The organism is Psychrobacter sp. BI730 (assembly GCF_013414195.1).
GTDB lineage: Bacteria > Pseudomonadota > Gammaproteobacteria > Pseudomonadales > Moraxellaceae > Psychrobacter.
Genome location: NZ_JAATTV010000002.1, coordinates 129,451 through 141,508, shown reverse-complemented (window position 1 = coordinate 141,508; position 12,058 = coordinate 129,451). Strand labels below are relative to the sequence as shown.

The 12,058-nt window shown below is 40.9% G+C and carries 10 protein-coding genes; 3 read left to right on the top strand and 7 right to left on the bottom strand.

The features are described 5' to 3' along the window. Positions 1–265 precede the first annotated feature (265 nt). A complete protein-coding gene (gene ccsA, locus HCZ91_RS01745) occupies positions 266–1,057 on the top strand; it encodes a cytochrome c biogenesis protein CcsA (RefSeq protein ID WP_179797652.1) in 792 nt (263 codons plus the stop codon). 85 nt (positions 1,058–1,142) lie between these two features. Here ccsA and purU read toward each other — a convergent pair whose 3' ends face one another. Continuing rightward, a complete protein-coding gene (purU, locus tag HCZ91_RS01740; RefSeq protein ID WP_257019936.1) occupies positions 1,143–2,063 on the bottom strand; it encodes a formyltetrahydrofolate deformylase in 921 nt (306 codons plus the stop codon). Positions 2,064–2,273: 210 nt separating this feature from the next. Beyond that, on the bottom strand, positions 2,274–8,072 hold the full coding sequence (locus HCZ91_RS01735; RefSeq protein ID WP_179797649.1) for an Ig-like domain-containing protein: 5,799 nt from the start codon (positions 8,070–8,072) through the stop codon (positions 2,274–2,276). A 484-nt stretch (positions 8,073–8,556) separates the two neighbouring features. Between HCZ91_RS01735 and rpmB the strand changes: the two genes are divergently transcribed. Together rpmB and rpmG are read left to right on the top strand one after the other, a co-directional pair. Next, positions 8,557–8,793, top strand: a complete 237-nt coding sequence (gene rpmB / locus HCZ91_RS01730) for a 50S ribosomal protein L28 (RefSeq protein ID WP_057761372.1) — start codon at positions 8,557–8,559, stop codon at positions 8,791–8,793. Positions 8,794–8,921: 128 nt separating this feature from the next. Continuing rightward, on the top strand, positions 8,922–9,077 hold the full coding sequence (gene rpmG / locus HCZ91_RS01725; protein WP_010201403.1) for a 50S ribosomal protein L33: 156 nt from the start codon (positions 8,922–8,924) through the stop codon (positions 9,075–9,077). A 109-nt stretch (positions 9,078–9,186) separates the two neighbouring features. Here the strand turns inward: rpmG and HCZ91_RS01720 are convergent, their stop codons facing one another. From HCZ91_RS01720 to HCZ91_RS14055, 5 genes are all read right to left on the bottom strand, one after another. Then, entirely contained in the window at positions 9,187–9,498 is a 312-nt protein-coding gene (locus HCZ91_RS01720) for a hypothetical protein (RefSeq protein ID WP_179797647.1), read from the bottom strand. Positions 9,499–9,719: 221 nt separating this feature from the next. Beyond that, complete coding sequence (locus tag HCZ91_RS01715) at positions 9,720–10,031, bottom strand: hypothetical protein (RefSeq protein ID WP_057761376.1); 312 nt, start codon at positions 10,029–10,031, stop codon at positions 9,720–9,722. 144 nt (positions 10,032–10,175) lie between these two features. Further along, positions 10,176–10,574 carry a hypothetical protein gene (locus tag HCZ91_RS01710; RefSeq protein ID WP_257019935.1) on the bottom strand — a complete coding sequence of 133 codons (399 nt, stop codon included), beginning with the start codon at positions 10,572–10,574 and terminating at the stop codon, positions 10,176–10,178. A 211-nt stretch (positions 10,575–10,785) separates the two neighbouring features. Further along, on the bottom strand, positions 10,786–11,475 hold the full coding sequence (rpe, locus tag HCZ91_RS01705) for a ribulose-phosphate 3-epimerase (protein WP_179797645.1): 690 nt from the start codon (positions 11,473–11,475) through the stop codon (positions 10,786–10,788). A gap of 114 nt (positions 11,476–11,589) precedes the next feature. Then, entirely contained in the window at positions 11,590–11,874 is a 285-nt protein-coding gene (locus HCZ91_RS14055; RefSeq protein WP_257019949.1) for a TIGR03643 family protein, read from the bottom strand. Positions 11,875–12,058 lie beyond the last annotated feature (184 nt).

The window sequence follows — 12,058 nt, the reverse complement described above, 5'->3', positions numbered from 1 at the left end:
CTATAGCATTAACATGACTCAAAACTTATAGTCGTTTCGCAAAGGACACAGCGCTTATAATTGCAGTCAACTTTTTACAGATGACATATTTTATGTTTTGCGCCATGCAGTACTACCGATCATTTATAAGTTATAAGCAAGATGGTGCTCAATTGGCACCCATTTTATGATAAATTGGACGATTATTCTAATCATTCTGATAATACCACTTTAGCGACACATTGAGCGGCAGTTTATGCTCAGTATAAGATGAGGCTTTTTATCTGTGCACTTTGCATTCTTACTTGCTAGCATGGCTTATATCTTAGTCAGTATCCATATTGGTTGGGCGCTGGTTCAGGACAAACCTATCCACAAAAGCCTCAGTTTGGGCTTATTGCTGGTTGGCATGGCGGCACATGCGGCACTGCTATATCCATACGTTGTGACGCTGTATGGTTTAAATTTCAACTTGTTCAATATAATCAGTCTGACCAGTTTATTTTTCTTATTCTTTTATCTGTTGTTCTGTTTATATCGCCCTATTCTTAGCCTTGGTATTTTGGCTGCACCCACTGCGCTAATAGGTATGACTGTCGGTTACGTTGGCCGCGCCCCTTATCAACCATTGACTGATGTCAGTATCGGACTTGAAATCCATATCATATTATCATTAGCTGCCTATTGTGTGCTGTTGATGGCGGCGGTACAAGCGCTATTTCTACGGCTACAAATACGTGAGCTCAAGCATCATACCATTCATCGATTTTGGGTCAATAAGCTACCCTCCCTGCAAAGTATGGAGAGTTTATTATTCGATATGCTCTTGGTTGGCTTTGTATTGCTCAGTATCGCACTGGGAATTGGGTTTATCTATGTGCAAGACTTGATGGCGCAACATATCGTGCATAAGACTGTTTTCAGTCTACTATCGTGGTTATTATTTGGTGTACTACTATTCGGTAATTGGCGTGCAGGCTGGCGAGGCAAACGTGCGGCCAATATCACTATTTATGCCTTTATTCTATTAGCCATTGGCTTTGTTGGTAGCAAGTTCGTCTTAGAAATGCTCCTATAAAATATATATTCAGAAAAAGGCGGTCAGCAACACTAGTTACTGACCGCCTTTTTTATATTTCTAGCCGACTCACTACTCATTTTTCTTAGTTAAATACCACTGTCTTATTACCCGCCACAATCACACGGTTTTGTACATGCCAGTTTACAGCACGTGCTAATACGTTGCGTTCGATATCACGGCCGATAGCACGCAACTCTGTCACCCCTTGGCGATGCGTCACACGGTGTACATCTTGCTCAATAATAGGCCCTTGGTCAAGCTCAGCTGTGACATAATGCGCAGTTGCACCGATAAGCTTAACGCCTTTATCATAAGCCTGACGATAAGGATCTGCGCCCACAAACGCAGGTAAGAATGAATGATGGATATTAATAATCTGCATCGGCCAACGCTTGACGAAATCTGATGACAATATCTGCATATAGCGCGCCAATACTAGCAAGTCGTTACCTGCCATCAGCTTATGAATCTGCTCTTCTGCCTCTGCCTTATTGTCTTTGGTCACTGGCACATGATGAAAAGTAATGCCAAAATTCTGTACTGCTTGCTTTAAGTCAGGATGATTGCTGACCACGCAAGTAATCTCACAATCGAGCAATCCACGCTGATGTCGCCATAATAAATCTAACAACGCATGATCAAACTTAGATACCAAAATACCGACTTTGGTCTTCGTTGCATTATTATGTAGGCGCCAATCCATGTCGTGGCGCTTAGCAACCGTATGCGCAAAGCTGGCCTCAAAATTCTCGATAATATCGCTTAATCCTGCCAAGGCAAACTCTAAACGCATAAAATATTGACCGCCTTCATGCGCCGTTGAATACTGATCGAGCGTAATGATATTAGCACCATAACGATGAATAAATTCAGAGACTGCCTGTACGATACCTGCCTGATCTTTGCATTTGATGAGCAGCGTGGCTGTATCGATAGCAATAGGTGTCTGTTTGCTCTGAGAAGCTATGGTCGATAATGAAACGGTTTTAGTGTTGTCTGACATAATTCGCCCAATATAAAAAATGATGACTTATCGCTGAAAAATTGCTAACAGCATAGTAAACCGGTTATTTTAATCTTTTTTGCAATACTTTGCTGAGCGAGTTGGTTGTTTTTGTTTATTTAAGGTGATTTGGTTATTTAGAAAGATAAAGCAAAAACCCCCAACGTAGGGTTGAGGGGTTTAAAAGTCTTAAATTAAAATAATAATCTTCTATTCGACCTTAATGGCTCTGGAGAAATCAAATCCATTGCGAACAACAGTGACTGTAGACCCCATAGAAAATGCTTGATTGAAATCTACAATATAGCTATTAAAGTCTGTACTTGTCGTATTGCTTGACACTCCATTAATCGAAACTGCATAAGGTGTTTGACCAGTTATATAAGGAGATAGAGTTACTTTAGTAGTATTTTTTTGATCATTAATCATAATACTCATATTATCTACACAAGTAGCTCCACCTGTACCAAACGGGCTAGCATTATCGATCCAAGGCGTTATTAAGCTGTTGCCACTGATGTTCAAATCGCTGTCTAACGACGGTAGTCTATAATTAACACTTTGAGTGCTTTCGCTTCCGTTTAAGGAGGTAGAGGCATCAAAACGAACTTTCACCCAGTTGGAGTAGCGTAGAGGATAGCGAATCTCAAAGTCTGCCCGTCCTTCTGCATTAGTAATAAAGGTATAACCGTCATCTGACACTGTGCCGCCGATAATAGCTACTGGATTAATAGCTTCCAGAATACCATTATTATTTCTATCCTCATCCAAGATGGGGTCACTGTCTAAAGTAAAGTTGTAATTTGAATCTTCAGTAGGTAAGAATCCAAATTCCTGTGGTATTGATACAGCAACTTTTTCAGACTTTGTAAGTGGCTCTGGTGTTGTTGTGCCAATAATATCACCTTGCTCATTGCGCTCTATTTCGTCCGCTTTTTGATAAGTGACTGTACTATCAAGTAAGCAATATCTACCTTGAGCATATTCTGTAGCATAAGACTGAATAGACACTTCCTTGTTAGGAACCGCACGTCCTGAGCCGTCGACTACAGATATTGATACGCGTTTTGTATAATAAATAGTATCGGAAGATACGACGTTGCTAAAGGCTAGTGTTGTGTACACCGCATCTTGTGAAACTGTGATAGTCGTAGTTTCATCCGGTACGTTAAAAGTAGCATCTAGTAGGCTGGCATTGATAACGACACCGCCGATAGGAGAACTTGCATTAGCTTGGTATACAACGCGTGCTTGACCTTTACTATCAGTTATTGCTGTAGCAGCCGATAAGCGACCTGCTGAAGAGTCTGACGTACGGCTAAATACTACAGTTTGACCTTCGACTGGTATATCATTTATGTCTTTTACCGTTGCAATGACTTCAGTACTACTACCTGGAGTAATGACAGATCTTACAGCTTGAAAGATGATTTTTGCGGGTGTAGTTGCCCTAAATCGAGTATCAACTGTTGTCTGATATTTAAGACTACCCGTAGTACCTGTAGTACCTGTAGTACCTGTAGTACCTGTAGTACCTGTAGTACCTGTAGTAAATATACCAAGTACCTTAGCTTTGAGTACTGCTGTACCTGCTAACTCAGACGTTAGTTTCACAGGGACTGTAATTATATAGCCATTTGCAGCTATATCAGTAGCTCTGATTTTTCTTGTGAAGATGACACTATTGTTGCCACTGCCATTATTAAACTTCCCAATAGTCGTTTGAACTTCAATAGTTTCACCAATCAGACTTTGTGCTAATTCTGGACTATCAGCACGAATTTGGACATTAATAGTTTGCTGCTCATTTACATCATAGACATCTTCAATATCAATAAAGCTTATACCTGCTTGAGAAACTTTGATCAGGTCTAGACTGTTTAAACTACGTTGAGTATTTACTCTATTTTCTCCAAAGGCACGGGCATATATACGTAAGTTACCGTTATCGTCAAATGACAGTGCGCTTTCACTAAGAGTAAAGCTAGCGTTGCCATCTGCATCAGTTGTCGTAGGGGCGCTAGTAATAACATCATCATTCTCGTTTACTAGCTCGATACCAGCATTGGCAATAGAACGTCCTGCCCCGTCTATTAAAGTAGCACTAATGACTGTTGAAGCATTGTCCTTCAAGTTAGTCTCTGTAGCCGTAAGGGTCATTGCTGTACCAATTGCTGATAAGCTCAAAGCCTTCTCTTCGCGCACTTGCATACTGACATTACCATCTACGTCATATTGTGGCGTGACGATTTTGGCATTGATTACAACACTATGATTGAGGCGTGCATTTGTAGAATTGGCAGCTAGGATAATACCAACATCTATCTGACCACTAGCGTCAGTTGTTACCATGCTTGGCGTGGTCAAGGCTGCACCACTTGCTTCTAAGTTTTCAATACTCAGCTGTACTGGCACTCCTGATAAAACACCACCATTACTATCTGTCACTCGGAAGGTCGCACTAGTCTGATCGCCACCAGTATTCAAAGTAGACTTATCAGATGACGCGATTAGCTGGTAACTCTCAATTGTAGACGTATCTACTGCGACAGTGTATTTTTGCTCTAGCTCGACATTTTCTGCTGTTATTGTTTTCGCTGTTAATCGAATACCATTCTTTTCCAGAACTGCTTGGTTAACGCTAGCACCATTTTCCAATGTAAGGTCAAAAGTTGCCACACCATCGCCATTAGTTGTAACAATGTTATTGCTAATAGTTACGCCAGTTTGTAGAAAATCGTCAACATATAGTTCAACTTTACGATTGGCAATACTTATAGTCTTGTCGGCATTGTCAGCGTTGCCTTTGATGTTATTAGCAACTCGCACAAAGACCTTGAATGTATCTCCTTTGGTATTGACGACTTTGTTTGCACCGATGGCAAGGCTTTCAGACGTACCATTGAGGTCTGGAATCACTGTCTCAACAGTACTTGTTTGCGTGACAATGTTACCGCTACTATCAGCTGCTGATAATGCTACAACGAAGCTTGTACCTAACCCAGCCTTTTGATTATCGGTCAAATTGTTTGGTACTGCCAGAGTAAATACAGCCTTGCCTGAATCATCAGTAGTTTGATTGCCACCTGATACTAACGTAATTCCTTTACTAGCGATAGAAGCTGGCAATGCAAGGAACACTTTCTGTCCAGTAACGATATTACCTTCACTATCTTTGGCTATTACTTCAACCTGTGTTTCGCCGCCATTTAGGTTTAGAGCATTTACTGGGTTAGCGAGTAAAGAAATAGCTGCTGTCATAGACTGGATCTTGACTTTAACCTGCTGTTGTTTACCAGTCAGGGTCTCAGTTAACGTCGCAGTCAATACTTGCTTGCTAAGCGCTTCTTTATCCTCATCACTCAAAGTACTTGGAACGGCAATATTAAAGCTTACCAAACCATTGGCATTTGTAATAGCAATGGTACTTGATGAACCAAGCTGACCATTTATTGTAAACAGGCTTGCTAATTGTGGATTATCAAATACCAATTTTACTGTCTGATTAGTGACTTGTTCACCAGATGACTGATTATTCAGCTGTGCTTGGATAGTAGCATTACTACCCACATTGTTTAGAATATATCCTGCTTGATTATCGATGTTATTGGTGGCGTTCAAGATGTTCAAACTAACGCTAGGAGTAGTGATTTCTACTTTCTGTATTTCTGACTCATAAGAAACACCATTTTCACTATAAGTTAGCTGATAGTTGATACCGGTGTTCTTTAAATCCTCTCGCTGTATAGCTGTTAAACCTTTAGGTACGTTAACAGCAAAAAGCACCTCACCATTGAAGTCTGTAGTCGCTGTAGTTTGAGTAACTGTAACACGATACTTCAATGCTTTTGCACCTAGCTGGATAGTAACTGCTTTGTCTTTAACTGGCTGAGCACTACTCGCTTTGGATGTCAATCTCACACCAATATTACCGTTACCGCCTAATTCGCTAATTGCTGGCGTTGTGATAGAAGCGAATTGTATACTCGTTACTGGCTGCTCAACTTTTACTGTCTGTATAATTTTGGATTGAGTACCATCTTCATCAGTCAGTACTGCCGTGTAGGCGATGCCTGTTTTTATTAGTTGATCACGCTGAGCTTGTGTTAGGTTTTGACTGATACGAACTGTAAACTCTGCCACACCACTGCTGTTTGTGGTTTGTTCGTTACCTTGAATAGTAATACCTGTAGCAAATCCTTCATTAATAACAAGCTTGACTGTACGACCGACAGCAGCGCTACCATCTTTACGCTTCCCTAAGATTTGTAATTTGAACTCTTCATCTAAGACACTCGCGACTGCAGGTACACTTTGCGCAGTCAATGTAATATCGCTTTGTCCGATGTCGGAGCCGATACGAATACTTTCACTACTGGTAGTGCTTGGCACTCCAGACGCTTCTGTTATATTTGCAGACAATACAAAACTACCTGCCTTTTCGATCTGTGCTTTTTGTGACACAGTTAAATTATTAGGCACTCGTACTGTATAGCTAACTTCACCTTTAGTATTAGTAGTTTGTTCTGAGTTATTTTCCAAGGTCAGTAGACCTGCAGCAGCCAGACTTGCTGGTAAACTTGCTATTACTTTTTGTCCTTCCACTACACCGCCGCGGCTATCATTGACGCGGAAACTAATGACTGTACTGCCACCTGAGCTTGATAGCTCTTTCTTATTGCTTTCATTAAAGTTTATCTTGTATTCCGCAGTTGGAACAATGACTACGCTAGAAGGACTCGCTGTTGACGTCGAACGGTTTGGTTCTGTGAGTAAAATAGTGTAGCTAATACCTTTTTCTGCAAGCTCTTGACGCTCAGTAGCGCTCAATGTTGGCGATATAGTTAATGCCACAGTCGCTTGACCATTAGTATCTAATGTCAACTGTTCACTCGCTAGACTGACCCCTTTAGGAGCATTATTTAGCTTGATTGTTGCCTTTGCACCAGCAATCTGGGTAGACACATTCGTATTTTTAGGTGAAGCAGTGATAGTCAGCTGCTGTGTATCCCCATAAGCACTAAGCTGCTTTGAGTTTCCTGAAACTTTTAGATCGTAGTCTTGAACAGGTAATGCAACAGCTAGCTTGCCAGATACAAGCTTAGTAGCTCCACTGCTTTCTTGGATATTGATAGCATAAACGATACCTTGTAGCAGTTTATTACGTGTCGCTTCAGGCAAGTTACTATCGATCTTGAGATTAAAAGTAGCGATGCCTTTCGAATCAGTTGTTTGACTAGCAGCGTCGACAGAGACACCGTCTGTCTGATCCAGACCGAGACCGACCTCGACATCAGGAACCAGTGCACCTTTTTCATTTTTCAGCTGTACACTTATAACTGCCGTATCGCCATAAGGGTTCAGTTTATTATTGGAAACAGAGCTCGTATCAAGACTTTGAGTAACGCTCAGTTTACTTTCAACAACTTGAGTGCCATCTCCACTACCTTCTCTACTAACGGAGACTTTCAGCTCCTGCGGTGCAACAGCTGTACCATCTGCTTTATTAGCAGTGGCCATTAAGGTAAAGCCGTTTGCGATTAACGCCTCTTTGTCTGCGACTGCCTTTGGGTTAAGCTTTAACGTATATACCGCATTACCATCGCTATCAGTCACTTGAGTGCTTTGACCTTCGATAGTGATACCGTTGGTTTCGGAGCTCACTACCTTTAATGTAACTGCCTTGCCAACCATCGCACCACCTGAGCCTACTTCGGCAGCTTTGACTGTAACATTAAAGATAGCCTGCTCATCAGATAACTCGATGATAGTAGGTGATGTACTGAGTTTCTGTAAGAAAAAATCAGGCTCAACATCTGGTACTTGTTCACCGCCGTCACTCCCACTACCATCCGTTCCAGGCTGCGTAACTCCCAAATCAGGTGCCGGTGCAACAGAGTCTACGGTGTCACCATCACCGCCTCCACCACAACCTGCTAATGCTAATGCGCAAGTCAAAGAAGTAAGCTGAAACAACTTAGAAGTGAGGGGTAGAGAGCTATATGACATTTTTTGACTCCGCATGAGCAGTAATTTATCTGAGCAAATAAGCAAAAAATCATTATCCAGAATCAAAAGAGATTGGTAATGATACATAGATTTACAGTAATACTGGTGTATTAACAGATTGTATTAAATATATAACAGCAACTTTACTGACTTTTGTTATAACTTACAACTAAAAATTAATCTTTACTATTAAACAATCAACAACATAGAGCGCTCATTTCAGGGTATAATAGCCCTCCTTTAATTCGACAGTTATTGTAAAAATATTTGAGTATTCATCTGTTTTATGGTATAAATGTCGGCTTTAAAATTTTCTGAATTGGTCAGCCTGTTATTTGCCTTTAGATAGCAGCAAAACCAGCTCAACCTTCATATAGTTTTGTTTGGTGCAAAGCTGCCGCTTGCTGTGTCCATGCCGCAAAAACGTGCAACTTGCCCAGACTGGTATGAGAAAAACTCATACCTCATAGATTAGGAGTTCGCCATGTCTCGAGTTTGCCAAGTGACTGGAAAGCGCCCTATGGTGGGTAATAATGTTTCGCATGCAAACAACAAAACCCGTCGTCGCTTTCTACCAAACCTTCACAACCATCGTTTTTGGGTAGAGTCTGAAAACCGCTTTGTACGTCTACGTGTGTCTACCAAAGGTATGCGCATCATTGACAAACTTGGTATCGATAAAGTGTTAGCGGATCTACGCGCACAAGGTCAAAAAGTTTAAGTTAAAAATAGCAGCTGGGTGATGACTCTCATCATTTAGGCTGCTGTTTTGCTACATTGATTGTGGCAACTCACTCTTTGAGACACGTACCTATCGTTTGAAGACCCCTCATTTACAGGAAAGCTATCATGAGAGATAAAATTAAATTAGTATCAACAGCTGGTACTGGGTATTACTACACCACTACTAAAAACAAGCGCACTATGCCTGGCAAAATGGAAATCAAAAAGTTTGATCCAAAAGTACGCCAGCACGTGATCTTTAAAGAAGCTAAAATCAAATAATCTTCATTTTATAAATGGTATTATTTGAACAAAAAAAGGGTTTATCCATTGATAAACCCTTTTTTTATGCTTGTATATTTAGCTATCTTCAGCTCGCTAATAAACTAGATCAACTGTAGTGCGTTGGTTCTTTATCATACACATGCGCATGCCACTTACTCATCTGCTTTTGCATAATGACCTGAATCGCAGCATGAATCATATGTTGACCAATCGCTTGAGTATCGCTACCAAGTAGCTCTTTAAGCTTGTCAGAAAAGTCAATCGTCATCAGCGGCGCGTCGTCTTGCTCGGCATCACGCAACAACAACCTACCATCATCTGCTTCCACTAACTCTAAGGTGGTTTCTTTGGCGAACCCTGCAAATTGATCGCTACTTTCGTTGTCTACTTCTATATCGTTATCGATATCATATGGCATCAATGTATTCCTTATTATCCCGTTTAGTACTGGTAGAGAAACTGGTCATTGCAAAGCAGTTATTTATTGAAAACAAACTCATTCGGCAAATCTATCATCTTACAGTAACGCGGGTAAATCTGTCTTACTCATACAATGGACGCTTTAACACTAGAATTCAAGGGCTATCACATAAGTCTTCACTATAAAAACAAACTTGAATGCCATGTCGTTTGTATATATTAGTGCCAATAACGTAACTTTCCTAATGTAAATAAGAATGCCACGAACATTCCAAGGTAATAAACCAGCTTTAGCTCAAGGCTAGGATCACGATACTTAAATGGCAGTGCAACGGTGGCCGTCGCAGTGGGCAATATCAGCAGCATAAGCAGCCAGTTTTCAATGACATTTAGCCAACCTTGTAAGTCGGTTCCGTGACGTAATGACGCCAATCCCATTAACAAACAAGCGATAATTAAGCTGGTAAATAAGCCATTTGGTAAGTCTTTAGGATAGATAATTTTAGCAATACTGGCTGGTACGATTCTCATATAAAATTCCAGTCATGCTTGTAGAACATGGCTTAATGATTAAAAAATATAAAATATTACGACGTTATATAAGCGTGAATAAACAATATAGGCGTGAATAAACAATACAGGCGCGAAGAAGCATTATATTTATAGCGACATAACTTAACTGTAAGTACCCATCAGCCATAGCATTGATATACAAGAGGTCAAATAGCCCAAACTAATCGCATTCCAACTCTCGATATGCAGGTCTTTAACTTTATTAAGTATGCGAGAGCCTACCCAAAAAAACAGCGGAATACCTAACATAAATGCAGGCACAATGACTGCAGCGTGACGCAGCACGGTTTCGACGTCATCACCTACCATCAGGCGAAAGCCATAACCTGCCAAACTAAGTACAAGTGCAAACATCGCTAAGCCAATAGTGATACCTCTAGGCACCAAACTGCGCTGCGGTGTTTCACTTTCAAGTGATTGCTTAGCCTGCTGATTCAACGTTTCATGAGAGTTTACTTGCTCAGAAGGTTCTGTTGAACGGCTAGAATTGTTTGTGTCCATATTTCACCTTTACGTGACTGACCGTTATATAGAGTTGATTCAATTTAAAAGAGATACAAGGCAACTGAGTGCAGATGTATACGTGATACTTCAGGCGCGGTTAACGCTGTAGCTCTTTTATGGAGTATTAACTATATAGTCATAAGTTATACAGCACATTCTAATATTATTATTGTATGGCTAATAGCGTTTATTAACCATACAAAACTCGCTAGCTGTTGTTGGCTAATAACAACTCTGCGCGCATCTCATCGATAGCCGCTTTATAATCTTCTTGATTAAAAATCGCAGAACCAGCAACGAACATATCAGCACCCGCTTCAGCAATCGCACGTATATTACTGGCTTTGATACCGCCATCAACTTCCAATCGAATATCTCGACCACTAGTAATAATACGCTGACGTACCTGACGAACTTTATCTAAAGTACTATCGATAAACGACTGCCCACCGTAGCCCGGGTTCACACTCATTAATAAAATCTGATCTACTTTATCCATGACATAATCAAGATAATGTAATGGTGTCGCTGGATTCAATACCAAGCCACACTCTGCACCGCCATCTTTGATCAGTTGCAGTGAGCGATCGATATGAGCGCTGGCTTCTGGATGGAAGGTAATGATACTAGCACCCGCTTCCAAAAACTGCTCAATCATACTATCGACAGGTGAAACCATCAGATGCACATCAATTGGCGCTTTAACACCATAGTCACGCAACGCCTTACAAATCATGCTACCAAACGTCAAATTGGGTACGTAATGGTTGTCCATCACATCAAAATGAATCACATCGGCACCCGACTCTAGTACCTTCTCCACTTCTTCGCCCAACCGCGCGAAATCAGCTGAGAGTATCGACGGTGCAATAAGATAAGGTTTAGCAGGACTGTTCATAATTGAGCTACCTAATTCATGTTTATATAAGATATTGATAAATTAAAAAGAAAATTTCAAGCGGCTCACATATGCTGAGAGCCTTTTATATAATGATGTTAAATACTTAATGGTTTAGCGCTGCTTATATTGAGTTTTGCAATAAGCACGGCCAACTTCGAAAGAGCGCTTTGCCTCATGTTTGGTGGCGCGATTGCTCACTCTTTGACGCCATAAGCGAAAAGATGACGGCTTTAGCTCTTGGCGCATGAGTTTGATAACCCCAGTCTCATCGAGACCATAGCTATGCTCTATAGCCCCAAATGGCGTTCTATCTTCCCATGCCATCTCTATCACGCGAGATATTTGCACATCATCAAGTACTCTATCGCCAGCGTCGTTGACGGTTTTTGCAATCAGCTCGTCTGACTTAACTTGAGACACTTCATCACTATAATCATTGCTACGTTGTTTCTTTTGTAGAGCAGCATCCATATCAGCTTGCATAGTCGCTTTTGTAGAGCTCGTATCTGCTGACTTATTCTTTGAATTAGAAACTGTCAAATCTTGATAACTTGCCATAAAAATCACCTGTTGAGCATGA